28 protein-coding genes and 1 pseudogene are annotated in these 25,969 nt (G+C 72.9%); 15 read left to right on the top strand and 14 right to left on the bottom strand.

What is annotated here, in order from left to right; genetic code table 11:
- Positions 1–72 precede the first annotated feature (72 nt).
- The 3 genes from O7608_RS16480 to O7608_RS16470 are packed head-to-tail and all read left to right on the top strand — an operon-like array spanning position 73 to position 1,445.
- Positions 73–648 carry a TetR/AcrR family transcriptional regulator gene (locus O7608_RS16480; protein WP_289205414.1) on the top strand — a complete coding sequence of 192 codons (576 nt, stop codon included), beginning with the start codon at positions 73–75 and terminating at the stop codon, positions 646–648.
- Between the two features lie 45 nt (positions 649–693).
- Entirely contained in the window at positions 694–987 is a 294-nt protein-coding gene (locus O7608_RS16475) for a YciI family protein (RefSeq protein ID WP_289205413.1), read from the top strand.
- Positions 984–1,445 carry a tetratricopeptide repeat protein gene (locus tag O7608_RS16470; protein ID WP_289205412.1) on the top strand — a complete coding sequence of 154 codons (462 nt, stop codon included), beginning with the start codon at positions 984–986 and terminating at the stop codon, positions 1,443–1,445. Before O7608_RS16475 ends, O7608_RS16470 begins: the two co-directional genes overlap by 4 nt.
- Positions 1,446–1,503: 58 nt before the next feature.
- Here O7608_RS16470 and O7608_RS16465 read toward each other — a convergent pair.
- Positions 1,504–1,923: pseudogene (locus O7608_RS16465) on the bottom strand (M23 family metallopeptidase); the annotation flags it as partial.
- A gap of 363 nt (positions 1,924–2,286) precedes the next feature.
- Here O7608_RS16465 and O7608_RS16460 point away from each other — a divergent pair.
- The 3 genes from O7608_RS16460 to O7608_RS16450 all read left to right on the top strand — a co-directional run bounded on the left by O7608_RS16460 (position 2,287) and on the right by O7608_RS16450 (position 4,474).
- The gene (locus O7608_RS16460; protein ID WP_289205411.1) at positions 2,287–3,027 is read left to right on the top strand and encodes an ABC transporter ATP-binding protein; all 741 of its coding nucleotides are present in this window, start codon (positions 2,287–2,289) and stop codon (positions 3,025–3,027) included.
- Positions 3,024–3,779 carry an ABC transporter permease gene (locus O7608_RS16455; protein WP_289205410.1) on the top strand — a complete coding sequence of 252 codons (756 nt, stop codon included), beginning with the start codon at positions 3,024–3,026 and terminating at the stop codon, positions 3,777–3,779. Before O7608_RS16460 ends, O7608_RS16455 begins: the two co-directional genes overlap by 4 nt.
- A gap of 80 nt (positions 3,780–3,859) precedes the next feature.
- Positions 3,860–4,474: a TetR/AcrR family transcriptional regulator gene (locus tag O7608_RS16450; RefSeq protein WP_289205409.1), complete on the top strand. Its 615-nt coding sequence runs from the start codon at positions 3,860–3,862 to the stop codon at positions 4,472–4,474.
- A gap of 35 nt (positions 4,475–4,509) precedes the next feature.
- Here O7608_RS16450 and O7608_RS16445 read toward each other — a convergent pair whose 3' ends face one another.
- Positions 4,510–5,262, bottom strand: a complete 753-nt coding sequence (locus O7608_RS16445; protein ID WP_289205408.1) for a DUF2470 domain-containing protein — start codon at positions 5,260–5,262, stop codon at positions 4,510–4,512.
- 73 nt (positions 5,263–5,335) lie between these two features.
- On the opposite strand from O7608_RS16445, the gene rpsD reads away from it, so the two are divergent.
- Complete coding sequence (rpsD, locus tag O7608_RS16440; RefSeq protein WP_289205407.1) at positions 5,336–5,947, top strand: 30S ribosomal protein S4; 612 nt, start codon at positions 5,336–5,338, stop codon at positions 5,945–5,947.
- Between the two features lie 37 nt (positions 5,948–5,984).
- Here the strand turns inward: rpsD and O7608_RS16435 are convergent, their stop codons facing one another.
- Positions 5,985–7,844: an ABC transporter ATP-binding protein gene (locus O7608_RS16435; RefSeq protein WP_289205406.1), complete on the bottom strand. Its 1,860-nt coding sequence runs from the start codon at positions 7,842–7,844 to the stop codon at positions 5,985–5,987.
- A complete protein-coding gene (locus tag O7608_RS16430; RefSeq protein WP_289205405.1) occupies positions 7,841–9,778 on the bottom strand; it encodes an ABC transporter ATP-binding protein in 1,938 nt (645 codons plus the stop codon). Before O7608_RS16430 ends, O7608_RS16435 begins: the two co-directional genes overlap by 4 nt.
- Positions 9,779–9,944: 166 nt before the next feature.
- Between O7608_RS16430 and O7608_RS16425 the strand changes: the two genes are divergently transcribed.
- Complete coding sequence (locus O7608_RS16425) at positions 9,945–10,574, top strand: TIGR03085 family metal-binding protein (protein WP_289205404.1); 630 nt, start codon at positions 9,945–9,947, stop codon at positions 10,572–10,574.
- Positions 10,575–10,661: 87 nt separating this feature from the next.
- On the top strand, positions 10,662–11,606 hold the full coding sequence (locus O7608_RS16420; protein ID WP_289205403.1) for a bifunctional terpene synthase/polyprenyl synthetase family protein: 945 nt from the start codon (positions 10,662–10,664) through the stop codon (positions 11,604–11,606).
- A 58-nt stretch (positions 11,607–11,664) separates the two neighbouring features.
- Here O7608_RS16420 and O7608_RS16415 read toward each other — a convergent pair whose 3' ends face one another.
- On the bottom strand, positions 11,665–12,171 hold the full coding sequence (locus O7608_RS16415) for a septum formation initiator (RefSeq protein WP_289205402.1): 507 nt from the start codon (positions 12,169–12,171) through the stop codon (positions 11,665–11,667).
- A gap of 104 nt (positions 12,172–12,275) precedes the next feature.
- Between O7608_RS16415 and O7608_RS16410 the strand changes: the two genes are divergently transcribed.
- From O7608_RS16410 to O7608_RS16400, 3 genes are all read left to right on the top strand, one after another.
- The gene (locus tag O7608_RS16410) at positions 12,276–12,965 is read left to right on the top strand and encodes a response regulator transcription factor (RefSeq protein WP_289205401.1); all 690 of its coding nucleotides are present in this window, start codon (positions 12,276–12,278) and stop codon (positions 12,963–12,965) included.
- A complete protein-coding gene (locus O7608_RS16405; protein WP_289205400.1) occupies positions 12,962–14,248 on the top strand; it encodes a sensor histidine kinase in 1,287 nt (428 codons plus the stop codon). The genes O7608_RS16410 and O7608_RS16405 overlap by 4 nt, the downstream gene beginning before the upstream one ends.
- Before the next feature lie 147 nt (positions 14,249–14,395).
- Complete coding sequence (locus O7608_RS16400; protein ID WP_289205399.1) at positions 14,396–14,824, top strand: PepSY domain-containing protein; 429 nt, start codon at positions 14,396–14,398, stop codon at positions 14,822–14,824.
- Positions 14,825–14,927: 103 nt separating this feature from the next.
- On the opposite strand, the gene O7608_RS16395 is transcribed toward O7608_RS16400, so the two are convergent.
- Complete coding sequence (locus O7608_RS16395) at positions 14,928–16,142, bottom strand: S8 family peptidase (RefSeq protein WP_289205398.1); 1,215 nt, start codon at positions 16,140–16,142, stop codon at positions 14,928–14,930.
- Positions 16,143–16,443: 301 nt separating this feature from the next.
- Between O7608_RS16395 and O7608_RS16390 the strand changes: the two genes are divergently transcribed.
- Complete coding sequence (locus O7608_RS16390; protein WP_289205397.1) at positions 16,444–18,270, top strand: AMP-dependent synthetase/ligase; 1,827 nt, start codon at positions 16,444–16,446, stop codon at positions 18,268–18,270.
- Positions 18,271–18,295: 25 nt separating this feature from the next.
- On the opposite strand, the gene yczR is transcribed toward O7608_RS16390, so the two are convergent.
- On the bottom strand, positions 18,296–19,756 hold the full coding sequence (yczR, locus tag O7608_RS16385) for a MocR-like transcription factor YczR (RefSeq protein WP_289205396.1): 1,461 nt from the start codon (positions 19,754–19,756) through the stop codon (positions 18,296–18,298).
- A gap of 59 nt (positions 19,757–19,815) precedes the next feature.
- Here yczR and yczE point away from each other — a divergent pair, with 59 nt between their 5' ends.
- Positions 19,816–20,559, top strand: a complete 744-nt coding sequence (gene yczE / locus O7608_RS16380; protein WP_421360411.1) for a membrane protein YczE — start codon at positions 19,816–19,818, stop codon at positions 20,557–20,559.
- On the opposite strand, the gene O7608_RS16375 is transcribed toward yczE, so the two are convergent.
- A complete protein-coding gene (locus O7608_RS16375) occupies positions 20,501–22,018 on the bottom strand; it encodes a beta-N-acetylhexosaminidase (protein ID WP_289205394.1) in 1,518 nt (505 codons plus the stop codon). The genes yczE and O7608_RS16375 overlap by 59 nt on opposite strands.
- Before the next feature lie 56 nt (positions 22,019–22,074).
- Between O7608_RS16375 and O7608_RS16370 the strand changes: the two genes are divergently transcribed.
- Positions 22,075–22,551 (top strand): hypothetical protein, encoded by a 477-nt coding sequence (locus tag O7608_RS16370; RefSeq protein ID WP_289205393.1) that lies wholly within the window; start codon positions 22,075–22,077, stop codon positions 22,549–22,551.
- Between the two features lie 33 nt (positions 22,552–22,584).
- Here the strand turns inward: O7608_RS16370 and hisF are convergent, their stop codons facing one another.
- The 6 genes from hisF to hisB are packed head-to-tail and all read right to left on the bottom strand — an operon-like array spanning position 22,585 to position 25,928.
- Positions 22,585–23,367, bottom strand: a complete 783-nt coding sequence (gene hisF / locus O7608_RS16365) for an imidazole glycerol phosphate synthase subunit HisF (RefSeq protein ID WP_289205392.1) — start codon at positions 23,365–23,367, stop codon at positions 22,585–22,587.
- Positions 23,364–24,110 (bottom strand): bifunctional 1-(5-phosphoribosyl)-5-((5-phosphoribosylamino)methylideneamino)imidazole-4-carboxamide isomerase/phosphoribosylanthranilate isomerase PriA, encoded by a 747-nt coding sequence (gene priA, locus O7608_RS16360; protein WP_289205391.1) that lies wholly within the window; start codon positions 24,108–24,110, stop codon positions 23,364–23,366. The genes hisF and priA overlap by 4 nt, the downstream gene beginning before the upstream one ends.
- 26 nt (positions 24,111–24,136) lie before the next feature.
- On the bottom strand, positions 24,137–24,463 hold the full coding sequence (locus O7608_RS16355; protein ID WP_289205390.1) for a hypothetical protein: 327 nt from the start codon (positions 24,461–24,463) through the stop codon (positions 24,137–24,139).
- Positions 24,456–25,145 (bottom strand): imidazole glycerol phosphate synthase subunit HisH, encoded by a 690-nt coding sequence (gene hisH, locus O7608_RS16350; RefSeq protein ID WP_289205389.1) that lies wholly within the window; start codon positions 25,143–25,145, stop codon positions 24,456–24,458. The genes O7608_RS16355 and hisH overlap by 8 nt, the downstream gene beginning before the upstream one ends.
- On the bottom strand, positions 25,145–25,315 hold the full coding sequence (locus tag O7608_RS16345) for a CG2302 family histidine operon protein (protein WP_289205388.1): 171 nt from the start codon (positions 25,313–25,315) through the stop codon (positions 25,145–25,147). The genes hisH and O7608_RS16345 overlap by 1 nt, the downstream gene beginning before the upstream one ends.
- A gap of 1 nt (position 25,316) precedes the next feature.
- The gene (hisB, locus tag O7608_RS16340; RefSeq protein WP_289205387.1) at positions 25,317–25,928 is read right to left on the bottom strand and encodes an imidazoleglycerol-phosphate dehydratase HisB; all 612 of its coding nucleotides are present in this window, start codon (positions 25,926–25,928) and stop codon (positions 25,317–25,319) included.
- Positions 25,929–25,969: the final 41 nt, after the last annotated feature.

Raw genomic sequence — 25,969 nt, 5'->3', positions numbered from 1 at the left:
GGACGGTTGTCCTAAAGTGCCTCGTAGGACATCCGTCCTAGCGATCCGGCCAGCTGAGGGAGGATGCGGTCGATGGCAGCGAGCGCGACCCGCGCCCAGATCGTCGCAGCGGCCGACCGGCTCTTCTACGAACAGGGTTTCGAACACACCTCGTTCACGACGATCGCCGAGGTGGTGGGACTGTCCCGAGGCAACTTCTACTACCACTTCAAGACCAAGAACGAGATCCTGGCGGCGGTGATCGCGTCCCGGATCGACGCCACCCGCGCGATGCTGCGGCAGTGGGAGGACGAGGCGGCCGAGCCCATGGAGCGGATCCGGCGCTTCATCCGCATCGTGCAGACCAACCGGGCGGACATCCGCGACTTCGGCTGCCCGGTCGGCACCCTGACCGCGGAGCTGACAAAACTGCGACACCCGTCACGGCCGGAGGCGACCGCCCTGTTCACGGTGTTCCGTGACTGGCTGACCGCGCAGTTCGCGGCGCTCGGCCACGGGGAGGGCTCGGACGCGATGGCGCTCCATGTGCTGGCCTTCAGCCAGGGCGTCGCCACCCTGACGAATGCCTTCGGCGACGAGGACTTCGTCCATCGCGAGGTCGCCCGGATGGAAGCCTGGCTGGCCACCTGCGGCAGCCGAACCACCTGACCGCACCGGCAGGTCCCCTTACCCTGCCGTCACGAGAGAGAGCCGATGTTCATCGTGTTGCTCCGGTTCGCCGGGAACAAGGCCGCCGCCGGCGAGTACCTGTCCGAGCACCAGCAGTGGATCACGCAGGGCCTGGATGATCAGGTGTTCCTCCTGGTCGGCGGGATCCAGCCTGGACTCGGAGGCGCGGTGCTGGCGCACAACGTGACGCTGCCGCAGTTGCAGCAGCGGGTGGCGGCGGACCCGTTCGTCATCAACCGGGTCGTGGACGCCGAGATCCTGGAGATCGCACCGGGCATGACCGATCCACGGCTGGACTTTCTGGTGCCGGCCCGGTGACCTCCGACGAGATGCTCGCCCTAATCAACGAGGGCGTCCAGTTGCACCATCAGCAGGGCCAGCCGGCCGCCGCCCGCGACCTGTTCACGCGGATCTGGGCCGAGATCGGCGGCGAGCGGGGCGATCCGTTGCACGTCTGCGTCCTCGCGCACGCGATGGCCGACGTGCAGGACGACGTCGGTCAGGAACTGCGCTGGGACCAACGGGCCCTGACCGCTGCCGACCGGCTCACCGACGACCGGGTCGCCCGGGCAGGGGTGCCGCTGTCGGTGGCCGCCCTGTATCCGTCGTTGCACCTCAACATCGGCGAGTGCTACCGCAAGCTCGGTGATCCCGACCGGGCCCGGGAGCACCTGCGGCAGGCCCGGGCCGGGATCGGTGCGCTCGGTGACGACGGGTACGGGCAGCTGATTCGGGACGGTCTGGACCGGCTGACGCAGCTGCTGGGCGATGGGTGACCGTCGGCTGCCGGGCGGCGGTCCGCCCGGCAGCCGACGGTGTCGGCAACCGGCCGGGTCAGCAGCCGAGATCCACGCCCCGGGCGGCCATCCACGGGCCGGGGTCGATCTGGTTCCACAGCCCGGCGTGCACCTCGAAGTGCAGGTGCGGACCGGTCGAGTCACCGGTGGAACCCTCGTCGCCGACGCGTTGCCCGGCAGCCACCACGTCACCGGCGGAGACTGACGCCGCGCTCAGGTGGGCGTAGTGCGTCAGGTGCCCGTCGCCGTGGTCGATCAGCACGGAGATCCCGTACCCGGAGTAGAGCCAGCCGCTGTCGACGACCGTTCCGGCCCCGGCGGCGTACACCGGGGTGCCCTCGTCGGCGGCGAGGTCCAGGCCGGCGTGCTGGGTGCCCCAGCGCGGCCCGAAGCAGGAGGTGGTCTCAGCGCCGGGCATCGGGTGCGCCCAGCCGGTGTCCGCCGCGTGTGCGGCGGTGGCGGCGCCGGCCACGCCGCCGAGAGCCATCGTCGCGGTCAGTGCGACCCGGCCGAGCAGGGTCCGGCGCAGCCGGGTCCGTACGCCGGCTCGATGCTGATGGCGGGCATGGTCACGGTCGGTAGGGGGTTTCATCACGCCTCCGTAGCTAACTGCGGTATGTGGCGGGACACGGCGTTTGCCGCTATCCGCGCCAGCTGCTGGTGATGGACCTGAGCGAGTCCAACGACCAGCAGCTCAACGGCCATGCCGGGCGGTGGCGGTGAGCTGCGCCACGGGCCCCGCCGGAAATAGCCACTGGCGTCACGGTCAGTAATTCATCTACCGTTGAGTTCAACGCATGATGAATTACTGGAGGCAACCATGGAGCCCGTCATCGAGGTCACCGACCTCGTGGTCGACCGGGGCCGCCGCCGCGTGCTGCACGGGATCTCGTGCACCGTCGGGCGCGGCAGCGTCACCGGCCTGCTCGGCCCGAGCGGCAGCGGCAAGAGCACCCTGATGCGGGCGGTCGTCGGCGTACAGACCGTCCGGTCCGGGCAGGTCCGTGTCTTCGGCCGACCGGCCGGGGCAGCCGCGCTGCGGCGTACGGTCGGGTATCTCACCCAGGCGCCCAGCGTCTACGCCGACCTCACCGTCCGGGAGAACGCCCGGTACTTCGCCGCGCTGTACGGCCTGTCGGCGGCCGACGCCGACCGGGCCGTCGCCGACGTCGGCCTGGCGTCCGCCGCCGGACAACTGGTGGCCGACCTCTCCGGCGGTCAGCGCAGCCGCGCCTCGCTGGCCTGCGCCCTGGTCGGCCGCCCCGACCTGGTCGTGCTCGACGAGCCGACGGTCGGTCAGGACCCCGTCCTGCGGGCCGAACTGTGGGCGCGGTTCCACGCCCTCGCCGCCGCCGGCACCACCCTGCTGGTCTCCAGCCACGTGATGGACGAGGCCGGCCGGTGCGACCGGCTGCTGCTGATCCGTGACGGCCAACTGATCGCCGACGACACCCCGGCGGCGGTCCGCGCCGCCGCCGGCACCGACGACCTGGACGAGGCGTTCCTGCGGCTCATCCGCCAGCACCAGTCGACCGACGCGACCCGAGGAGCAGACCGGTGAACCCGACGATCCTGGCCGCCACGGTCGGCCGCGTCCTGCGTCAACTGCGCCACGACCGGCGTACCGTCGCCCTGCTGGTCGTCGTGCCGGCGCTGTTGCTGACCCTGCTCTACTACATGTACGGCGACCAGGACCCGGCCACCGGCGGGCCGGCGCTGTTCAACCGGGTCGCACTGGTGATGCTCGGCGTCTTCCCGTTCGTGATCATGTTCCTGGTGACCAGCATCGCGATGCTGCGCGAACGCACCAGCGGCACGCTGGAACGACTGCTCACCACCCCGCTGGGCAAGCTCGACCTGCTGTTCGGCTACGGCATCGCGTTCGGGCTCGCGGCGGCGGTGCAGGCCACCGTGGCCAGTGCTGCCGCGTACTGGCTGTTCGGCCTGACCACCGCCGGATCCGCCGCCCTGGTGATCACCATCGCGGTGCTCAACGCGCTGCTCGGGGTGGCGCTCGGCCTGCTGTGCAGCGCTTTCGCCCGCACCGAGTTCCAGGCCGTACAGTTCATGCCGGTGGTAGTGATCCCGCAACTGCTGCTCTGCGGGTTGTTCGTCGCCCGCGACCAGATGGCAGGCTGGCTGGAGGCGATCAGCAACGTCCTGCCGTTGTCCTACGCCGTGTCGGCGTTGACGGAGGTCGGGGCGCACCCGGAGCCGACCGCGACGCTCTGGCGTGACCTGGGCGTGGTCGCCGGGGCGGTGGTTGCCGCGCTGGTGCTCGCCGCCGCCACCCTGCGTCGGCGCAGCGGCTGAGGGCGGCACCGGCCGAGGGACGAACCGGCGGCTGCTGACGGCACAGCGGCGCGGCGACTGCGACAGGAGTGGCAGGACCGATGGCACGACGTACCGGGCGGCGACCGGGCAACCCCGACACCCGCGAGGCGATCCTGACCGCCGCCCGGCAGACCTTCGGTGAGCGAGGCTTCGACCAGGCGTCGGTACGGGCGATCGCGGCCGCCGCCGGTGTCGATCCGGCACTGGTGCACCACTACTTCGGCACCAAGGACAACCTGTTCCTGGCCGCGATGAACGCGCCGGTGGACCCGGCCGAACTGCTGCCACAGGCGTTCGCCGGCGGCCGGGAGGAGGTCGGGCAGCGGCTGGTCCGGCTGGTCCTGGGGGTCTGGGACTCGCCGGCCGGGGTCGCCGCCCTGGCACTGCTGCGCTCGGCGTTGAGCAACGACTGGACCGCCCGGCTGATGCGCGAGTTCGTCACCACCCAGATCGTCCGCCGGGTGCTGGGCCAGCTCGACCTCGACCCGGCGGAGCTGCCGCTGCGCACCGCGTTGGTGGTGTCGCAGATGGCGGGCCTGCTCGTGACCCGCTACGTGCTCCGGCTGGCGCCGCTGTCCACCATGGCGGCCGACGAGGTGGCGGCAGCGGTCGGGCCGACGATCCAGCGCTACCTCACCGGCACCGTCACCACGGCGGCGCCGCCCGACCGCTGACCGCCGGGTGCACGCGGCGGTGGGTGCACCGGGCGTCAGGCGGCGGTGGGTGGGGCGCAGCAGCGGCGGCAGAGCACCGGGTGCAGCAGCCGGGCGAGTTCGGCGCGGTCGCGGACCGGGGCGGGAAAGGCCAGCCGGGCGCGGGGGCCCTGCGGCCCGAGCGCGACCACGAAGCCGTACCGGTCCATCCGGACGACCTGTGGCTCTGCGGCCAGCGACCGGTGCCCGGCGTCGCGCAGCTGCCGACGGATGAACGCGGTCATCTCCGCCCGGTGGTGGTCGGCGAGGTCGACGAGCAGGTCCGACTCGATGCCGCCGAGCGGGTCGGGTTCGGCGGCGGCGTACTCGTCGGGGTCCACCTCGGTGGTGACACCGCCCCGCTGCAGCCGGACCTCGGCCACCTCCATCCGGAACATGGTGGCACCGTGTCCGACGTCGAGCAGGTCGGGGCAGGCGTGTACGTCGGCGAAGTCCAGTGCGGCCATCCGGGCGGCCGCGCCGTCGAGCGGGCTGACCCAGCCGGATACCCAGACCTGGCCGTGGGTGGGCGAACCGGCCACCGGCGGTACGTCGGTCGCCTCCAGTACGACCGCGACGTCGTCGGCTCCGTCGACCGGTCGCAGGGCACCGGCGATCGGGTCGGACCCGGTGCTGAGCAGCAGGATCCGGCCCATCGGGTCGGTCGCGTGCCGCACGGCGATCGGGCCGGGCCGGCAGGCGACGTGCGCCGTGCCGGGCAGCCGGCCCGCGGCCAGGGTGCGGGCGATCTCTGCGGGGCTGGGCTGCATGACACGGACCTCCGAGATCAGTTAGGCTCACCTTAGTGAGGGCAGGCTAACCTACTGATCCGGAGTCGTCCACGTGAACCACCCACGACCCAAGGCGCGCATCTCCCGCGCCCTCGGCATCCCGCTGACCCGCAAGTGCACCAAGTACTTCGAGCGCCGCCCATACCCGCCCGGCGTCCACGGCCGGGCGCGACGCAAGCCCTCCGACTACCAGGTCCGGCTCCTGGAGAAGCAGCGGCTGCGCCACCAGTACAACGTCAGCGAGACCCAGCTGCGCCGCGCCTTCGACGACGCCGTACGGGGTGCCGGCAAGACCGGCGAGGCGCTGGTCAGCCTGCTGGAACGCCGCCTCGACGCGGTCGTGCACCGGGCCGGCCTGGCCCGCACCGTCTACCAGGCCCGCCAGCTGGTCGCGCACGGCCACTTCAGCGTCGACGGGGTCAAGGTGGACCGGCCGTCGTACCGGCTGCGCCCCGGCCAGGTGGTCGAGGTCCGCGAACGCAGCCGCACCAAGCCGCCGTTCCAGCTGGCCGCCGCCGGCGCCCACACCGGCGACGGTCCGACCGCGCCGTACCTGTCGGTCAGCCTGAGCGAGCTGACCGCCACGCTGCTGCGCGAACCGGCCCGCAGTGAGGTGCCGGTCGTCTGCGACGAGCAGCTCGTGGTCGAGTTCTACTCCCGCTGAACCTCGGCACCTGACGGGCACCAACCGGGACGGGTGGTCAGCGGGTCTGCTCCAACCAGGACGCGAACAGCCGCGCGTAGACAGAATCGGCGTCGGCGAGCAACCGCTCGTGCGGGCCCCGCTGCACCACCCGCCCCCGGTCGACGACGATCACCTCGTCGGCGGCCTGCGCGGTGGACAGCCGGTGGGCGATCGTCAACGTGGTCCGCCCCCGGGTCACCGCGTCCAACGTGCGCTGCAGCCGGACCTCGGTCGCCGGGTCGACCGCGCTGGTCGCCTCGTCGAGCACCAGCAGATCGGGGTCGGCGACGTAGGCCCGGACCAGCGCCACCAGCTGACGCTCCCCCACGCTCAACGCCTCGCCCCGCTCGCCGACCGGCGTGTCCAGCCCGGCGGGCAACCCGGCCACCCAGTCCGACAGGCCCAGCTCCCCGAAGGCGGCGGCGAGCCGCTCGTCGGTCAGCTCCGGCCGGGCGAACCGGACGTTCTGCGCCACCGTCGCGTCGAACAGGAAACCGTCCTGCGGCACCATCACCACCCGGGACCGCAACGACTCGAACCGGACCTGGTCCAACGGCACCCCGGACAGCAGCACCCGGCCGGTGGCCGGATCCATCAACCGGGTGAGCAGCTTCGCGAAGGTCGTCTTGCCACTGCCCGTCTCCCCGACCACCGCCACCCGTGTCTTCGCCGCGATCTCCAGGCGTACGTCGGCCAGCACCGTCGGGCCGCCCGGATAGGCGAAGCTGACATCGTCGAACCGCACGTCCAGCGCGCCCCGGGGCAGATCCACCCCCTCGTGACCGGGGTCGGCCACGTCGGGCGCGATGTCGAGTACGTCGAGCACCCGGCGCCAGCCGGCGATGGCGTTCTGCGCCTCGTTGAGCACCTCGGTGGCGATCTGGACCGGCTGGATGAACAGCGTCACCAGGAACAGGAACGCGGTGAGCTGACCGACGGTCAGGCCACCGTCGACGCCCATCCGTACTCCGACCACCACCACCCCGGCCAGGGCCAGCCCGGCGGCGATCTCCCCGACGGAGAAGCCGATCACGCTGGTCCGCAACGCCCGCTGCTGGGCCCGCCGCTGCCCCTCGATCGCCTCGTCGAGTCGACGCGCGGTACGGCCGGACACCCCGTACGCGCGGATCACGGCCGCGCCGACGACGCTCTCGGCGACCGCCGCCAGCAGGGCGCCGGTCCGTTGACGGACCACGCCGTACGCGGCGGCGAGTCGCCGTTGGAACGCCCGGATGATCAGCAACGCCGGGATGAAGGCCGCCAGGACCACCAGGGTGAGCTGCCACGAGTACACGGCCATCACGGTCGCGGTGACCACCACCTGCCCACCGCTGATCAGCAGGATCACCCCGCCCCACTGCAGGAACTGGGTGATCTGGTCGACGTCGCTGGTGACCCGGCTGACCAGCGAGCCGCGCCGCTCCGACTGCTGGTGCAGCATCGACAGGTCGTGCACGTGCCGGAACGCCCTGGTCCGCACCGCGGCGAGCGCGGTCTCGCTGACGGTGAACAGCCGGCGCATCATGAAGTACCCGGCGACGGTCGTCCCGGCCAGCACGGTGGCGGTCAACGCCACGATCAGCCCGACCACGCCGATGTCCGGACCGCCCGGGGCACGCAGACCGTTGTCGATGGCCTGCTGTACGGCGACCGGGATGGCGGCCCGGCCGACCATCGACGCCAGGGCCAGGGCGAGCGTCCCGGCCAGCCCGGTGCGCAACTCCGGCGACAGGGCCAGCCCGCGCCGCAGGGTCCGCCAGGTCGACTCGGCCGGGGGCTCCCCGGCACCGCCGGATGCCGGTACGGCACCGCCGCCGGGCGGCACCGCCGGCTGCGGGCGTCGTCGGCCGCCCTGGTCCACCGTGGGAGCGCTCATCGGTTCACCTCCACCGGGCGCGACGCGTCGTCGGCCGGCCCGGTCGGGTCGACGCCGCCGGCCCGGTCCCGTTCCCGTTGCGCCTCGGCCTGCTCGTACGCGGTGACCAGGTCGGCGTAGCCGGGGCAGCGGGCGAGCAGCTGCTGGTGCGTACCGGTGTCGACGACCCGGCCCTGGTCGAGGAAGACGACCTCGTCGGCGAGGGCGATCGTGGCGCGGCGGTAGGCGACCACCAGGATCGACGTGGCGATCTCCGAGGTCCGCAGCGCGGCCAGGATCGCCGCCTCCACCCGGGGGTCGACGGCGCTGGTCGCGTCGTCGAGCACCAGCAGCCGGGGGCGGCCGGCCAGGGCCCGGGCCAGGGTGAGGCGCTGGCGCTGCCCGCCGGACAGGGTGGTGCCCCGTTCCCCGACCATCGTGTCGAGCCCGTCGGGCAGCGCCGCGATGAACCCGTCCGCCTCGGCCAGCCGCAGCGCCGCCCACACCGACTCGTCGGTCACGCCGTCGCGGTCCAGTGCGACGTTGGCCCGGACCGTGTCGTCGAAGACGAACGGCACCTGGGCGACCAGGGAGATCGTGCGGGCCAGCGATTCGGCGGTCAACTCCCGCAGGTCGACGCCGTCGACGGTCACCGTACCGGCGGTCGGGTCGACCAGCCGGGCCGCGAGCGCCGCGATGGTCGACTTGCCGGAGCCGGTCGGCCCGACCAGGGCGACGGTGCGCCCGGCCGGCACCGTGAACGACACGTCGTGCAGCACCTGCGGTGCGGGCCCGGACGCCGCGTCGTCGGCGGCGCGCGTCGCGGTGTCCGGTGTGTCCGACCGTGCGTCCGGGGAGTCCGGTCCACCGGTGGCGTAGCTGAACCGGATCCGGTCCAGGACCAGGCTCGCCGCGTCGGTAACGGCCGCCGGCACCGCTTCGGCGCCGTACGGCATCTGCCCGGTCGCGGTCAACACCCGGTGCACCCGGTCCCAGCCGGCGACGCTGCGCGGCAGTTCGGCGAGCACCCAGCCGATGGCTCGGACCGGGAACGCCAGCACGGTGAACAGGAACGCGACGCTGACCAGGTCGGCGACGCTGATCGCGCCCTGCTGCAGCCGGTATGCGCCGACCAGGAGCACCGCCAGGGTGCCGAGACTGGGCAGGGTCTCCAGCAACGGGTCGAACATGCCCCGCAGCCGGCCGACGGCGATCAGCGCGTCGCGCAGCTCGGCGGCCCGGGCGGCGAAGCGGACCGTCTCCTGGCCCTCCCGGCCCATCGTCTTGACCACCAGCGCGCCGTCGAAGCTCTCGTGCGCGATCGCGCTGACCTCGGCCCGCAACTGCTGGGCGCGGACCTGCCGGGGGGCCATCCGACGCGAGTAGACGACGTTGAGGGCGAACAGCGCGGGGAACACCGCCAGGCCGACCAGGGCCAGGACCCAGTCGGTGACGAACAGGGCGCCGATCGCGGCCACCAGCATCACCACCGTGCCGACGGCGAACGGCAGCGGTGCCACCGGGAACCAGGTCGCCTCGACATCGGAGTTCGCGTTCGACAGCAGGGTGCCGGTCGGGTGCCGCTGATGCCACGCCATCGGCAGTTCGAGGTACCGGCGGGTGACCCGACGCCGGTACGACGCCTGCAGGCGGTACTGCATGAACCCGGCACCGAGCCGGCGGCCGAAGATCCCGCCCACCTTGACGACGCTCACCGCCAGCAGGGCGGCCGCTCCGGCGGCGAGCAGACCGGTCTCGGCCCGCCCGGACTCGATCGAGGGCACGACCACCTCACCGACGATCGCCCCGACGACGTACGCACTGGCGATGGTGAGCAGCCCGAACACGACACTGCCGCCGACCCCGACGGTGAACAGCCCCGGCTGCTCGCGGATGCCCTGGCCGAGCACCCACAGCCCACGCAGCAGCACGTCACGGCTTGTCCTATTGGCCACACTTCCCCCGCAGGTAAGTTCCGAACATCAAATCTTGTCCTTACCACCCGACGATGCCAGCCGACGGCGACGAGTGTGGCGACCGCCACAGCAACGGCGACGGCCGGACGGGGCGGATCACCCGGCTCCCCCGCCACCGGGTCACGGCTGCACCTAGGATCGGTTCATGGCCCGGTTCGCACAGATGGAACGTCAAGCCCTTGCCGACCTGTTCCTCACCGTCGGTCCGGACGCACCGACGATCAACGAGGGCTGGACCACCCGCGACCTCGCGGCACACCTGGTGGTGCGGGAGCGCCGGCCCGACGCCGGGCCCGGGATCTGGCTGCCGGTGCTGCGCAGCTACAGCGAACGGGTCCGCACCGAGTACGCCCGCCGGCCCTTCCCGGAGCTGGTCGCGCTGGTCCGGCAGCCGCCGGTGTGGAGTCCACTGAGCAACCCGCTCACCGACGAACTCGCCAACCTCATGGAATTCTTCATCCACCACGAGGACGTCCGCCGCGCCGTACCCGACTGGACCCCCCGGGACGTCCCGCCCGGCGAGCAGGCAGCGCTGTGGAAGCGGGTCGCCGCGCTGAGCCGGCTGCACCTGCGCCGGTTCACCGGGGCGGTCCGGGTCGTCGCCGACGGCTACGGCGAGGTGAGCACCGGCGGCGGTGGCGAGCCGGTGCTGATCAGCGCCCCACCCGGCGAGCTCGTGCTGTTCCTGACCGGTCGGCAACGGGTCGCCCGGGTCCAGGTCGACTGCCCCGCGGTGCTCGAAGAACGATTGCGTAACGCCGGGTTCGGCTTCTGAGGACGGCACTCGCCGCCACGGGCGCGGACCGCGATGATGATCACGCTGGTGCGCCACCCCTCCCCTTGGCGCCCGGCCGGAGGTCACATGCCCGCGTTCGCGCCGACATCGGTGGTGGCGCCGCCGTTCCGTCCCCGGACGAACCCGCATCTGCCGACCCTCGCCGCGCAGTCGATCCAGTGGGCCCAGCGGTTCGCGCTGACCGCCAACGCCTCCATCGCGGCCCGGCTGGGTCAGGCCAACGCGGCCGAGCTGGCGGCCCGCGCCGCACCCGGTGCCGAGCTGACTCACGCCCAACTGCTCAGTGACCTGATCACCTGGCTGTTCGCACTGGACGACGTCTGCGACGAAGACGGCGGCGGTGCCGACCCGTGCCGGATCTCGCCCCTGATCAGTCCACTGATGCAGGTGCTGGAGCGGTACGGCGTACCGGCCGCCGGGTCGGCGACGGACCAGGAACCGCTGGCGGCGGCGCTGGCCGACCTGTGTCACCGGGTCCGCCGGCTGCGCCGGCCCGGGGCCCTGTTGCGCTTCACCGCTTCGCTGCACCACTACCTCTTCGCACTGCTCTGGGAAGCCAGCAACCGCCAGCAGGGTCGGGTGCCGGCGGTGGCCGAGTACATCCAGATGCGCCGGCACACCGGCGCCGTACTGCCCAGTTTCGCGCTCACCGACCTCGCGGAAAACGGACTGCCGCATTCCCGTCACCGGGTTGACCCACGGCTCGCGGAATTGAACACTGTCGCGGCCGATCTGGTCTGCTGGTGCAACGACCTGTTCTCCTACGCCAAGGAGCACCACCAGGATCCACACAACCTGGCTGTCGTCATCGCGCACGAGACCGGCCGGGGCGCGGCGGCGGGGCTGGCCGAGGCCAGCACCCGGTTCACCGACAGCCTGGCGCTCTATCTGCGGCTGGAGGCGGAGGTGCTGATCGACGCGCCGCCGGCGGTGGAGCGCCTCGTCGCCGCCCGGCGGCACTGGATCCGGGGCACCTACGACTGGTCGGTCAACTCGCACCGCTACCGGTGAGCGGGCCGGACGCGGCGGCGCGGGCCGGACGCGCCGGCGACGCGCCGGGAGCCGGGCGTCAGTCGTCCAGTTCCCAGGTGACCTGCGGACGACCGGCGGCACAGACCACGGTCACCTCGTACTCGCCGGCCGCGCCGACGAAGCTCACCTCGGCGTCGTCGTCGGGACCACGGTCCACATCGCTCGCGGTGTAACCCTGTGCCGGCGCCCAGGAGACCAGGCGGGCCAACGCGCCGTCGCAGGCGACGACCACGGTGCCGCCGGGGGTCGCCGCGACCTGCGCCTCGGCGGTGTCGCTCGGCGACGGCGACGGCGGGTCAGGGCTGGTCGCCGGACCGGCCGGCGGGCCGGTCGGTGCCGGAGTCGGCGGCACGGTGGCCGATGCCGAGGGCGTCGGCGAGGCGGCCGCGAGCTGGCGGGCGATCTCCTGCTGATCGAGCACCTCACCGGCCGGGCCACCGGTCAGCCCCTCACCGACCACCCGCAACGCGGCCAGTCCGATCATGGTGGCCGCACCGACGGCGAGGCACCAGCCGGCGACGGCGAGCAGCACACGACGGGTCACCTCGCTGACTATGCCCGCCGGTGGGTTAACGGCAGCGCCGGGGGACCCTAAAGAACCGTTAACGGGTGCCGCCACCAGCGCCGGCGCCAGGTAGCGTGCCTGTCGTGGCCCGGCTGCTGGTGATCGAGGACGACCTGGCGATCCGTACCCCGCTGATCCGGGCCCTACGCGACCGCGGCCACGCCGTCGCGGCCGCGCACACCGCGATGGCCGGCCTGACGCACGCCCTCGACGACCGGCCCGACCTGGTCGTGCTCGACCTCGGCCTGCCCGACCTGGACGGGTTGGAGATGCTGCGGATGCTGCGGGCCGTCAGCCGGGTCCCGGTGATCATCGCCACCGCCCGCGACGACGAGGCCGAGATCGTCCGGGGGCTCGACGCCGGTGCCGACGACTACGTCGTCAAGCCGTTCACCGCCGCCCAGCTCGACGCCCGGGTGCGGGCCGTGCTGCGCCGGGGCGCCGGCGAGTCGGAGGAACCTGCGGTGCACGTCGGTGAGCTGCGCATCGACGTACGGTCCCGACAGGCCAGCCTGGCCGGCGCGACGCTGGAACTGACCCCGCGCGAATTCGACCTGCTGCACTACCTGGCGGCCCGCGCCGGACAGGTGGTCTCCAAGCGGGAGCTGATGACCGAGGTCTGGCAGGTGCCCTACGGCGGCGCCGACAAGACCGTCGACGTCCACCTGTCCTGGCTGCGCCGCAAACTCGGTGAGACCGCCGGCGCGCCCCGCTACCTGCACACCGTGCGCGGCGTCGGGGTACGCCTGGACGCCCCGGACGGCGTCGGGTGAGACGCCGGCTCACCCTGCTGGTCGCCGCCACCACGACCCTGGTGCTGGTGGCCTTCCTGGTGCCGCTGGCGCTGCTGCTGCGCACCGTGGCGCAGGACCGGGCGATCATCGCCGCCAGCGCCGACGTGCAGTCGATCGTCTCGCTCGTCGGCACCGCCGACGTCGCCACCCTGCGGCTGACCGTCGAGCAGCTGGCCGCCACCGCCGACCGGCCGGTCACCGTCTACCTGCCCGACGGCACGGTCCTCGGTGACCAGGTGCCGGCGACGCCGGCGGTCCGGCTGGCCGGCACCGGCCGCAGCCTCACCGCAGCCGACGCCCAGGGCCGCGAGATCCTGGTCGCGGTGCAGGGCCGCCCCGACGGTACGGCGGTGATCCGTACCTTCGTCTCCGCCGCCGAGCTGGACCGGGGGGTCGGCCGGGCCTGGGCCGTGCTGGCCGGGCTCGGCCTGGGCCTGATCCTGGTCGGGGTCCTCGTCGCCGACCGGCTGGCCCGCCGGTTGGTCGCGCCGATCACCGAGCTGTCCGCCGTGTCGCACCGGTTGGCCGGTGCCGAACTGTCGGCCCGGGCGCAGCCCGGTGGCCCTCCCGAGCTACGGGAGGTGGCCGGGGCGTTGAACCACCTGGCCGGGCGGATCCAGGAGCTGCTGCGCGACGAACGCGAACGCGTCGCCGACCTGTCGCACCGGCTCCGTACGCCGCTGACCGCGCTGCGGTTGGAGGCCGAGTCGCTGCCCGACCCGGCGGAGGCGGCCCGGGTCACCGCCGCGGTGGACTCACTCGAACGGGCCGTCACCGGGCTGATCCAGCAGGCCCGCCGACGCAGCGCCGCTCCGGCCGGGCCGGGCGGACGGCCTGCGGTCGCCGACGCCGCCGTGGTGGTCCGCGACCGGGTCGAGTTCTGGTCGGTGCTGGCCGAGGACACCGGGCGTACCGTCCGACTCGACCTGGCCAGCGGCCCGCTGCCGGTCGCCGCCGACGCGGAGGAGCTGGCCGCTGCGGTGGACGCCCTGCTCGGCAACGTCTTCGCGCACACCCCGGACGGCACGGGGTTCGCGGTCACCCTGGCCGTGTCCGATGACGGCGCGGTGCTCACCGTCGCCGACGCCGGCCCGGGTCTGCCCGAGGGGCTGGCCCGGCGCGGGGTGTCGCAGGCCGGATCGACCGGACTGGGCCTGGACATCGCCGCCCGGGTGGCCCGGGCCAGCGGCGGCCGGCTGGCGGTGGCGGACGGGTCGCCGGGCGCGGTGGTGACGCTGCGACTGGGCCGGCCACGGTCCTGACCGGCGCGGGCCGATGGTCTTAACCCGTCCTTAGTGCTCGCACAGCGCGACGCTATCCGGCGGTGGACGAACCTTGCTGTCAACGACGACAACAGGAGGTACGAGATGGCTCGCAGGTCAGTGATCGTAATGGCCGGAGTGGGTGCGGTGGCCGCACTGGCGGTGGCCGGTACGGCGGTCGGCGCGGCCGCCCAGAACGTGACCGGTTCGGCCCGCGCGGTCAGCGCCACCAGCGGCACCGGTCCGGCCACGGCACCGCAACCGGCCGCCACCGACACCCCGACCGCCCCGACCGCATCCGGTGCCGCCGGCGCCACCGAGGTGGTCGGGGTCGAGCAGGCGAAGCGGATCGCGCTGGCGCACGTCGGGGAGGGCCGGGTCACCGAGATCGAGCGGGACCGGGAGCACGGCCGGCCGGTCTGGGAGGTCGAGGTCAGGGCCGAGCGCGTCGAGTGGGACCTGGACATCGACCGGGAGACCGGCGAGATCCTCGACGTCGACCGCGACGACGATGACGATGACGATGACCGGGACGACGACGACCGGCGTGACCGGGACGACCGACGCGACGACTGACCGGTCGGCGCGCCCGGACAGGGTGCGGCCCCCGGGCGCTGGGGGTTCCCGGGGGCCGCGCGCTCTGCTCAGTTCGTCGGGTCGGTCGAACTGGTCACGAAGGTCAGTTGACCACGAAGAGCAGGCGGTTCGGAGAGCCGCTGCCCGCGCTGGTCACCACACCGGTGGTGGCGTTGCTCACCAGCGAGCTGGTGACCTGGGCCGGGCTGTAGGACGGGTTGGCGGCGAGCACCAGGGCGGCGGCGCCGGCCGCGTGCGGCGCGGCCATCGAGGTGCCGCTGATGGTGTTGGTCGCGCTGTTGCTGTTGTACCAGGGCGCGGTGATCGACGAACCCGGCGCGAAGATGTCCAGGCAGCTGCCGTAGTTGGAGTAGGACGCGCGCGCGTCGGTGCTGGTGGTGGCGCCGACGGTGATCGCGTTGGCGACCCGGGCCGGCGAGTAGCTGCAGGCGTTGCGGTTGGAGTTGCCGGCCGCCACCGCGTAGCTGACGCCGGAGGAGATCGAGTTGGCCACCGCGCTGTCCAGCGTGCTGCTGGCGCCGCCGCCGAGGCTCATGTTGGCCACGGCCGGCTTGCGGGCGTTGGAGGTGACCCAGTTGACCCCGGCGATGACGCCGGCGGTGGTGCCGCTGCCGGAGCAGTTGAGCACCCGGACGGCGACCAGGCGCACGCCCTTGGCAACGCCGTACGCGCTGCCGCCCACGGTGCCCGCGACGTGGGTGCCGTGGCCGTTGCAGTCCTCGGAGGTGCCGCCGAAGGCGTCGTAGCCGCGGCTGGCCCGCCCACCGAAGTCGTTGTGGGTGGTCCGGATGCCGGTGTCGATGATGTACGCGGTGACGTTGGTGGCCGTGCTGGGGTACGTGTAGGCGCTGTTCAACGGGCGGTTGCGCTGGTCGATGCGGTCCAGACCCCAGGACGGCGGGTTGGTCTGGGTGGCGGCGATCGACACGACGTGGTTCTGCTCGACGTACGCCACCGAGGAGTGGGCGGCCAGTCGGCGGGCCTGCGACGCGGTGAGGGTGGCCTCGAAGCCGTTGACGGCGGCACCGAACACCCGCTCGACGGATCCGCCGTACTGGCCGGCGAGGCTGCCGGCCCGGTCGGCGACGGCGGCGGTGCGTGCCGAGGTCGCCTTCGCCGCGACGGCGGAGTCCTTGAGCACCACGATGTAGCTGTCCGCGACCGCGGTGGCGCCACCGGCGAGCTGGATGTCGCCAGCGGGCGCGGCGGCGGCCGGGTTGCCGATCAGCGCGGTGGCGACCGCGGCGGCACAGCCGGTCAGCAGCAGCCGTCGGCTGTGTGTACGGAGAACGGTCATCCCTGTCCCTTCCTCAATCCGGACACCCGCGTCGGCTTGTGGCCGTCGGTCACGGGTGGACGATCGGGATATCGATCGATGGGATCGTATGCGGGGATAGTGGTCAGCCTTCTATACCGTTATGGCCATACCGTCGACGTCCGGTCGGCCGATGCCCGGGCACGACCGGTGGATGGCGGGGCGGGAACCGCAGCGTGCGGCCCAGCGGGACTAGCCGAAGGGCCGCCGTGGCACTACTGTTCGGTAACACGGAATTAACGTGACGGCGCTCACTATCACATATGCGGAGGCGACGCACCCGATGGCTCTCCACGTACCATATCGGTCGATTCCCGACATGTTCCTGCAGCGGGTCGCCGCGACCCCCGACAAGAACGCATTTGCCTCGCCCGCTGCGGGCGACTCGGGTCTGACCTGGTTGACCTGGAGTCAGGTCGCCGCGCGGACCAAGGCGATCGCCGCAGGCCTGTACGGCCTCGGTGTCGGCAACGAGGACCGGGTGGCCATCCTGGCCGGCACCCGGCTCGAGTGGGTGCTCGCCGACCTGGGGATCATGTGCGCCGCCGGGGCGACCACCACGGTCTACCCGACCACCGAACCGGCCGACGCCACCTTCATCATCGGCGACTCGGGATCCAAGGTCCTCATCGCCGAGAACCCCACCCAGGCCGGCAAGATCACCGGTGCCGAGCTGCCCGCGCTGACCCATGTGGTGCTGATGGACGGCGAGCCCGACCCGGCCGCGGCCGTCCCCCAGCTGACCCTGGCGCAGCTGGAGGAACGCGGCGCCCGGGCGCTGGCCGACGAACCCGGGCTGATCGAGCGGATCGCCACCACGATCGAGCCGGAGCACCTGGCCACCCTGATCTACACCTCCGGCACCACCGGCCGCCCCAAGGGCGTCGAACTGCTGCACCGGGGCTGGTGCTGGGAGGCGGTGGCCCAGGCCGACCTGGGCATCATGAACCCCGACGACCTGCAGTACCTCTGGCTGCCGCTGTCGCACTCGTTCGGCAAGACCCTGCTCTGCAGCATCATCCACGTCGGACTTCCCACCTACGTGGACGGCCGGGTGGACAAGCTGGTCGAGATGCTGGCGGTGGTCCGCCCCACGCTGATGTGCGCCGCCCCCCGGATCTTCGAGAAGGTCTACAACAAGGCGGTCACCACCGCCCACGACGCCGGCGGCGCCAAGGCCAGGATCTTCAACTGGGCGGTCGGCGTCGGCCGGCAGCGGGTCGCCCTGCAGCAGGCCGGCACACCGGTGCCGGGCGGGCTGAAGCTCAAGTACGCGATCGCCGAGAAACTGGTGTTCAGCAAGCTCCAGGCCCGCCTCGGCGGGCACATCCGGGTGCTGGTCTCCGGCTCCGCGCCGCTGAGCCCGGACATCGCCGAGTTCTTCGCCGCCGCGAACCTGCCGATCTGCGAAGGATACGGGTTGACCGAGGCGAGCGCCGCGAACTTCGTCAACCGACCGGTCCAGATCAAGATCGGTACGGTCGGCCAGCCACTCGGTGACCTGGAGTGCCGCATCGACGACGACGGCGAGGTCCTGCTACGCGGCGCGCCGGTGATGCGCGGCTACCACAACCTGCCGCAGGAGACGACCGAGGCGTTCACCGAGGGCGGCTACTTCCGCACCGGCGACATCGGCGTGCTCGACGACGACGGCTTCCTCACCATCACCGACCGCAAGAAGGACCTGGTCAAGACCTCCGGCGGCAAGTACGTCGCGCCGTCGCACATCGAGGGGCTGTTCAAGGCCACCTGCCCGTACACCTCGCAGGCGGTGGTGATCGGCCAGGCCCGCAACTACTGCACCATGCTGGTCACCCTGGACCCGGACGCCATCGCCGGCTGGGCCGCCGGTGGCCCGCTGGCCGGCCGGCCGTACGCCGAGATCGTCGCCTCGCCGCAGGCGCACGCGCTCGTCGAGGGGTACGTGGCCGAACTCAACAGCAAGCTGAACCGCTGGGAAACCATCAAGAAGTTCACTATCCTCAATCGGGACCTGACCATCGAGGACGGCGAGATGACGCCGTCACTCAAGATCAAACGCCGGATCGTGGAGAGCAACTTCGCCGCGGAGATCGACCGGATGTACGCCGGTCAACTCGCCGAGATCTGACCGTGGGGTCGGGCACCAGCCGCCGTCAGGCGATCATGGCGGGTTCCCGCCACTGGCGGCGGCTGGTGCGGTCAAGGTCGTAGCGCACCGCGGCGATCCGGCGGACCGCGTCGGTCAGCACCGGCACCGGCAAGGTGAACGGTAGCCGCAGGAAGCGCTCGAGGGTGCCGTCGATGCCGAACCGGGGGCCCGGCGCCAGCCGGACCCCGGCCTCCTCGGCGGCCCGCGCCAGGGCGCTGGAGATCGGACCGTCCAGCTCCGCCCAGAGGGTCACCCCGCCGTGCGGCACGGTGACCCGCCACTCCGGCAGCGCCGTGCCCAGCTCGGCCAGCAGCGCGTCCCGCTGCGCGGTCAGTTGCGCCAGCCGGGCCGGCACGATCTGGTCGGCGGCGGCCAGCAGATGCACCCCGACCAACTGGTCGAGCACCGGCCCGGCCATGTCGACCCCGACCCGCAGGGCCGCGAGCCGCTGCACCAGCGGCGCCGAGGCCCGCACCCACCCGATCCGCAGGCCGCCCCAGTACGGCTTGCTCATCCCACCGATGGAGATCACCCGGGAGTGCCGGTCGAAGACCGCGGTCGGCGGCGGGACCACGGTGCCGTCCAACGGAAGGTCTACGAACGACTCGTCCACCACCAGATCGGTGCCGCTGGCGTGGGCCGCCGCGACCACCCGCTCCCGCAGCTCGGTCGTCATCAGGTGACCGGTCGGGTTCTGGAACTCCGGGATCAGGTAGGCCAGCCGGGGGCGTTCCTGCCGGATCGCGCCGAGCAGCAGGTCGGCGTCCCAGCCGCCGTCCGGGCCGGTGGCCAGCCCGTGGGTGGCGATCCGGGCCCGGCGGGCGGCCAACGCGGCGAGCGCATTCGGGTACGTCGGCGACTCCACCAGCGCCGGCGCACCGGCCGGCAGCAGCAGGCGCAGCACCAGGTCGAGCGCGTGCTGGGTGCCACCGGTCACCATGATCTGCTCGGCGCTGGTGGGCAGGCCGCGCCGGGTGTAGCCCTGGGCGATCGCCGCCCGCAGCTCGGCGAGCCCGGTCGGAAAGTAGCCGGCGTGCTGCAGGTAGCGGGGCAGATCCTCGGCGGCGGCCCGGGCCGCCGGGACCAGCTCGGGCGGCGCGGCCAACGCCGCGTATCCCAGGTCGATCATGTCCAGGTCGGTCTCGGCGGTCCACAACCCGGTGCTGGCGACCTGATGGCCGCTGGGCAGCGTGGTCCAGCTACCGGCCCCCCGGCGGCTGGTCAGGTGCCCGCTCTCGCGCAGACTGCGGTACGCGGCGGTGACCGTGGTCCGGCTGACCCGCAGCGCTTCGGCGAGCTCCCGCTCGGCCGGCAGCCGCACCCCGAGCGAGAGCCGCCCGTCGGCGAGCAGACCGCGGACCGCGCCGGCCAGGGCGGCGTAGTCCGGATTGCGGCGCCGGCCCGGCAGCGCATGCCAGTGCCCGAGCAGCCGCGCCAATTGGCTACCCCGAACGATCACTGCCATAGCCACCCACTCCTGATTGGCCCTAGGTATCCGCCGGATTGGCCACCAGAGTGGCATGCGTGATGAAAATTGGCAATGGGCGTGGCGCGGGCCGTCGGCTCCCCCGCCGACTCGGCCAGCTCTACCTCGGTCTGGTCCTGTACGGCGTCAGCATGGCGATGATGATCGAGTCCCGACTCGGACTGAACCCGTGGGACGTCCTGCACCAGGGCCTCGCCGGACAGACCGGGCTCAGCTTCGGCACCGTCACCGTGATCACCGGGGCGGTCGTGCTGCTGCTGTGGATCCCGCTGCGGCAACGCCCCGGCCTCGGCACCGTCAGCAACGTACTGGTCATCGGGATCGCGGTGGACGTCAGCCTGGCCCTGCTGCCCGGCCCGGCCGCGATCGCCGCGAGGGTGCCACTGCTGGTCAGCGGCATCGTGCTCAACGGCCTGGCCACCGGCCTGTACGTCGGCTCGCGGCTCGGCCCCGGCCCCCGCGACGGGCTGATGACCGGCTGGGTGGCCCGGCACCCCGGGCACTCGGTCCGACTGGTCCGTACGGTGATCGAGGTCGCCGTCCTCGGCGCCGGCTGGCTGCTGGGCGGCACCGTCGGGCTCGGCACCGTGCTCTACGCCGTCGCGATCGGACCACTGGTGCAGCTGTTCCTCCCGCTGTGCACGGTGGCACCGCGCGATGCCGACGGCCCACCGACCCCGTCGGTGCCGTCCGCCGACGACCCGCCGACGGCGGCGGAGCCGCTCAGTCCAGCGGCCGGTAGCCCACCCCGAGCTGATCGAGCCGGCGCAGGTGGACGGTGAGCCGGTCGCGGAACTCCACCCACGTACCGGCCGGCACCACCCCGTCGACGTCCACCGCCACCGGCCCGGACCAGCCCACCTCGGCCAGCGCCGCCAGCCGCGGAAACGCCCGCCACAGCACCCGCTGCGGCGTCGGCAGGTACTCGCTCCACAACTGCCCCTGCACCCCGAGCACCTCGCCCGGCTGGAACCCGTACACCGTCTCCAGCGGCACCGTGCCCGCGATCGCCAGCGGCTCGGCCGGACCGTCGGACTCGGCCCAGTCGAAGTAGGTGTGGGTGTACGGCGCGGCGACCACCGGCAGCCCGGCCGCCCGGGCGGCGTCGATGCGGTCGGTGCCCCGCCAGGCGAAGACCGTCGCCCCGGCCGGGGCACCCCGGTCGAGCAGTTCGTCCCAGACCGCGATCCGCCGCCGGTGTCCGGCCAGGTGCGCGGCGAGCTGCCCGGTCCACCAGCCCTGCAGGTCGGCGACCCGGGGCAGCCCCAGCGCGGCGGCCCGGGCGGTCGCCGCCGGGCTGGCCGCCCACTCCGCGCTGGGCACCTCGTCGCCGCCGACGTGCACGTACTCGAACGGAAACACGTCGACCACCTCGTCGAAGATGTCGCAGACGGCGGCCAGGGTGGCCGGTTCGAGGTTGAGCACGTGGGTGGAGATGCCCCAGGTGGTACGGACCGCCAGCTGGCGGGTGTGGTCGTTGCCGAACTCGGGATAGGCGGCGATCGCCGCCTGGGCGTGCCCTGGCAGGTCGATCTCCGGCATGATCCGGACACCGCGCCGGTGCGCGTACGCCACCAGGTCACGTAGGTCGGCCTGCCGGTACCAGCCGCCGTGCGGCACCCCGTCGCCGCGGCCGTCGCGGGCGTGGCCGGCCGGTGAGGCGGCCCGGTACCCGCCGACCTCGGTCAGCCGGGGGTAGCGACGCACCTCGAACCGCCAGCCCTGGTCGTCGGTCAGGTGCAGGTGCAGGGTGTTGAGCTTGTGCGCCGCCAGCAGATCGACGTAGCGGTAGAGGAACGGCAACGGATGGCACCAGCGGGCAACGTCCAGCAGGGAGCCTCGCCAGGCGTACGTCGGCACGTCGACGATCTCGACCGCCGGCAGTCGCCACGGCACCCCGCGTACCGGTGCGGCGGCGTACACCTGCTCGGGCAGCAACTGGCGCAGCGTCTGCACCGCCCAACGGAGCCCGACCTCGGTGGCGGCCTCCGCCCGTACCCCGGAGGGGTCGACGGTGAGCCGGTAGCCTTCCGCGCCGAGCTGCGCGGCGTCCACCGTCCGCATACTGATCATCCCGCCGGCACCGGCCGCCGGACCGTCCGGCAGCGGCAGACCGGTGGCCGGGGTGATCAGCTCCCGCAGCAGGTCAGCGATGCCGTCGGGGGCCTGTACGCCGGTCGACGCGGTGAGCGTGAAGTCTCCGGCCGAACGGACCAGCCGGGTAGGACGCGGCAACAACATGTCCACAGCCAAGCACAGGAGTACCGTCCGCGCGGCCGACACGGCATCATGGTCGGATGACGGACGAGGGGTGGGCGTGGTCCGACGCGTGGATCTTCGTCTCGCTGGTCATCGCGGGCAAGGTCGGCCGGCACCGGCGATCGCCGGACAGCCGCCGGCCGGAGGGCGTCCGTCTGGTCGACATACTGGCCACCGCAGAGCACCTCAACCAGGCGATCCCCACCCGCGAGGAGATCGAGACCGGCGTACGGCGACTGGTCGGCGCGGATCTCGTGTCGGTACGCGACGGCTGGTTCCAGGTCACCGCCGCCGGCGAACGCCTGTGGCGCGACCGGCCCCGCAGCGGGCTGACCACGACGGTGGACAGTGTGCACGGCGTACTGAACCGCCGGTACCCCACGACCGACGGTGACTGGCGCCTCGACGACCAGGACCACGCCGCCGCGATGGTCGAGTACACCGGGCGGTTCCTGCCGCCCGCGCCCCGACGGTCGGTGGAGAACCCGGCCACCGTCCATCCCGGACCAGGCTGAGGCCGACCGCGCGACGGCCTGCGGCGTCAGAGGTCAGCGCACCGGGTGGCCGGCGGCCCGCAGCTCCTGCTTGACGGCCCCGATGGTCAGCTCACCGAAGTGGAAGACGCTGGCGGCGAGGACCGCGTCGGCGCCGGCCGCGACCGCCGGCGGGAAATGCCCGGTCGTGCCGGCCCCGCCGCTGGCGATCACCGGGATGTCGACCGCCGCCCGGACCGCGGCGATCAGCTCGACGTCGAAGCCGCTCTTGGTGCCGTCGGCGTCCATCGAGTTCAGCAGGATCTCCCCGGCGCCCAGTTCGGCACCCCGCCGCGCCCAGGCCACCGCGTCGATGGCGGTGCCCCGCCGCCCGCCGTGGGTGGTGACCTCGAAGCCACTGGGCGTGTCACCGCTGGCCACCGTGGTCGCGCCGGCGCGCCGCACGTCCAGTGACAACACCAGCACCTGCCGACCGAACCGGTCGGCGATCTCCGCGATCAGCTCCGGTCGGGCGATCGCCGCCGTGTTGACGCCCACCTTGTCCGCACCCGCGCGCAGCAGCGTGTCCACGTTGGCCACGGACCGCACGCCGCCGCCGACAGTGAGCGGGATGAAGACCGACTCGGCGGTCCGGCGGACCACGTCGAGCATGGTCCCCCGGTCGTCGGAGGAGGCGGTCACGTCGAGGAAGGTCAACTCGTCGGCCCCGGCGGCGTCGTAGGCCGCCGCCAGCTCGACCGGGTCGCCGGCGTCGCGCAGATCGACGAAGTTGACCCCTTTGACCACCCGGCCGGCGTCGACGTCGAGGCAGGGGATCACCCGGACGGCGACGGTCACGACCGGCCGCCCGTGGCGTCGGCTTCCCGCAGGGTGGCGAGCGCCTCGGCGACGGTGAACGCACCGGCGTAGAGCGCCTTGCCGGCGATCACCCCTTCCACCCCGACCGGTTCCAACGTCGCCAACGCCCGCAGGTCGTCCAGGGTCGACACGCCACCGGAGGCGATCACCGGCGCGTCGGTGCGGGCACACACCTCCCGCAACAGGTCCAGGTTCGGTCCGCGCATGGTGCCGTCCTTGGTGATGTCGGTGACCACGTACCGGGCGGCACCCGCCTTGTCCAACCGCTCCAGGACCTCGAACAGGTCGCCACCGTCGCGGGTCCAGCCCCGGGCGGCGAGGGTACGGCCCCGTACGTCCAGCCCGATCGCCACCCGGTCGCCGTACTCGGCGACGACCCGGTCGCACCAGAGCGGATCCTCCAGCGCGGCGGTGCCGATGTTGACCCGCGCCGCGCCGGTGCCCAGGGCGGCGGCCAGCGACTCGTCGTCACGGATCCCGCCGGACAGCTCCACCGCCACGTCGATCTGCCGGACCACCTCGGCCAGCAGGTGGGCGTTGCTGCCCCGACCGAACGCGGCGTCCAGGTCCACCAGGTGGATCCACTGCGCCCCGTCACGCTGCCAGGCCAGCGCCGCCTCCAACGGGTCGCCGTAGGAGGTCTCACTACCGGCGGCGCCCTGGACCAGGCGGACCGCCTGGCCGTCGGCGACATCGACGGCGGGAAGCAGGGCAAGCGTCACGGAGATCTCCTCGAATGATGATGGAATCAGGTACGCCGGCCGAGGGCGATCACCACGGCGGCCGGCGCGACGAGCAGCAGTACGGCGATCAACAGCAGACGCAACGCCAGGTCCGGCACGGCCAGCCAGATCACGGCCAGCACCGCCACGGTGAGCACCGCGATCCCGGCCCGCTCGGCGCGGCTGCGCCGGATGAACAACCGTCCGGTACGGCCACCCGGCCGGCGCGGGGTGAGCCGCTGCAGCGCCGCCCGGCGACGCTGCCGACGCGAGGTACGGCGGACCTGCGCCGCCCGCTCCCGCTGTGCCTCGGCCAGCCGCTGCTCGCGGCGGCGGGCCCGTTCCTTACTCACCGGACACCCCGGGTGGGCCGTACTCACCGGACGGGCCGGCCGGCACCGACGTGAGCGTGGCCAGCCAGTTGCCCAGCAGGGTGGCTCCGGTCGCGGCGGACTTCTCCGGGTGGAACTGGGTCGCCGACAGCGGGCCCCGCTCGACCGCCGCCACGAACCGCCCCTCGTGGTCGGCCGTGGTGGACAGGGCACCCACCGCGTCGAGCGGGTCGGTGACCAGTGCCGCGTACGAGTGCACGAAGTAGAACCGGGCGTCGTCGGGCAACCCGGCGAACAGCACGCTGCCGGCCGGCACCGCCACGGTGTTCCAACCCATGTGCGGCACCCGCTGGGCAGGCAGCCGGCGTACCCCGCCCGGCAGCAGACCGAGGCCCTTGGTGACCACGCCGTGCTCCTCCCCGTACTCGAAGAGGATCTGCATGCCCACACAGATGCCGAGCACCGGCCGACCGGCGGCGACCCGCCGGGCGATCACCGGGGCGGCCCCCAGGTCGTCGATGCCGGCCATGCAGGCGGCGTACGCGCCCACTCCCGGCACCACCAGGCCGTCGGCGGCCTCGGCGGCGGCCAGGTCGGCCGTCACCGTCACCTCGGCTCCGGCGGCGGCCAACGCCCGCTCGGCGGAGCGCAGGTTACCGGAGCCGTAGTCGAGCACCACGACACGCGGCGGACGCGGGGACATCAGTCACCTCCGGGAAGCAGCCAGAACACCCCGCCGGCGGCAGCCAGCACGGCGAGGACAGCCGCCAGGGCGACGGTACCCCGGCCGGCGCCCTGGCGGTGCAGCGACCAGGCACCACCGACGAGCACCCCGGCGAGCGCGAACAGCGCCACCGGCAGGAAGCTGCCCACGTTACAACGCGCCCTTGGTGCTGGGCACCGTCCCGGCGGTACGCGGGTCGATCGACACGGCCTCGCGCAGCGCCCGGGACACCGCCTTGAACTGCGTCTCGACGACGTGGTGGGCGTCCGGGTGCCCGCCGTCGCGGGCCGCCCGCAGCACCGACACATGCAAGGTGATCAGCGCGGAGTGGCCCAGCGACTCCCAGATGTGCCGGGTCATGCTGGTCGGGTAGACCGGCCCGATGTACGGCGCCAGCACCGGCTCGTCGTGCACCACGTACGGCCGGCCGGACAGGTCGACCGCCGCGCGGACCAGGACCTCGTCCATCGGGATGGTGGCCGAGCCGTACCGGCGGATGCCGGCCTTGTCGCCCAGCGCCTGACGCAGCGCCGTGCCCAGCGCGATGGCGGTGTCCTCCATCGTATGGTGCGCGTCGATCTCCAGGTCGCCGACGGTCTGCACGGTCAGGTCGAAGCCGCCGTGCCGGGCGATCTGGTGCAGCATGTGGTCGTAGAAGCCGACCCCGGTGCTGATGTCGGCCGCACCGGTGCCGTCCAGGTCCAGCTCGACCAGTACCTTCGTCTCGGCCGTGGTGCGTTCCACCCGCGCGGTGCGGCTCATCGGGTCACTCCGTTCCCGGTCGTGGCGGCCAGGTCCCCCGC

This window comes from Solwaraspora sp. WMMA2056, from assembly GCF_030345095.1.
GTDB lineage: Bacteria > Actinomycetota > Actinomycetes > Mycobacteriales > Micromonosporaceae > Micromonospora_E.
Note: the sequence above shows the minus strand (reverse complement) of the source record. Positions and strands in the feature narration are given on the sequence as shown.

Excerpts from the sequence above, each read along its gene's own strand:
- O7608_RS16460 (WP_289205411.1), top strand. The coding sequence starts at position 2,287 with ATGGAGCCCGTCATCGAGGTCACCGACCTCGTGGTCGACCGGGGCCGC.
- O7608_RS16445 (WP_289205408.1), bottom strand. The coding sequence starts at position 5,262 with ATGCAGCCCAGCCCCGCAGAGATCGCCCGCACCCTGGCCGCGGGCCGG.
- O7608_RS16395 (WP_289205398.1), bottom strand. The coding sequence starts at position 16,142 with ATGACCGTTCTCCGTACACACAGCCGACGGCTGCTGCTGACCGGCTGT.
- O7608_RS16375 (WP_289205394.1), bottom strand. The coding sequence starts at position 22,018 with ATGTTGTTGCCGCGTCCTACCCGGCTGGTCCGTTCGGCCGGAGACTTC.
- hisH (WP_289205389.1), bottom strand. The coding sequence starts at position 25,145 with ATGTCCCCGCGTCCGCCGCGTGTCGTGGTGCTCGACTACGGCTCCGGT.
- yczR (WP_289205396.1), bottom strand. The coding sequence starts at position 19,756 with ATGGCAGTGATCGTTCGGGGTAGCCAATTGGCGCGGCTGCTCGGGCAC.
- hisB (WP_289205387.1), bottom strand. The coding sequence starts at position 25,928 with ATGAGCCGCACCGCGCGGGTGGAACGCACCACGGCCGAGACGAAGGTA.
- O7608_RS16425 (WP_289205404.1), top strand. The coding sequence starts at position 9,945 with ATGGCCCGGTTCGCACAGATGGAACGTCAAGCCCTTGCCGACCTGTTC.
- O7608_RS16390 (WP_289205397.1), top strand. The coding sequence starts at position 16,444 with ATGGCTCTCCACGTACCATATCGGTCGATTCCCGACATGTTCCTGCAG.
- O7608_RS16450 (WP_289205409.1), top strand. The coding sequence starts at position 3,860 with ATGGCACGACGTACCGGGCGGCGACCGGGCAACCCCGACACCCGCGAG.
- O7608_RS16435 (WP_289205406.1), bottom strand. The coding sequence starts at position 7,844 with ATGAGCGCTCCCACGGTGGACCAGGGCGGCCGACGACGCCCGCAGCCG.
- O7608_RS16475 (WP_289205413.1), top strand. The coding sequence starts at position 694 with ATGTTCATCGTGTTGCTCCGGTTCGCCGGGAACAAGGCCGCCGCCGGC.
- O7608_RS16420 (WP_289205403.1), top strand. The coding sequence starts at position 10,662 with ATGCCCGCGTTCGCGCCGACATCGGTGGTGGCGCCGCCGTTCCGTCCC.
- O7608_RS16370 (WP_289205393.1), top strand. The coding sequence starts at position 22,075 with ATGACGGACGAGGGGTGGGCGTGGTCCGACGCGTGGATCTTCGTCTCG.
- O7608_RS16480 (WP_289205414.1), top strand. The coding sequence starts at position 73 with ATGGCAGCGAGCGCGACCCGCGCCCAGATCGTCGCAGCGGCCGACCGG.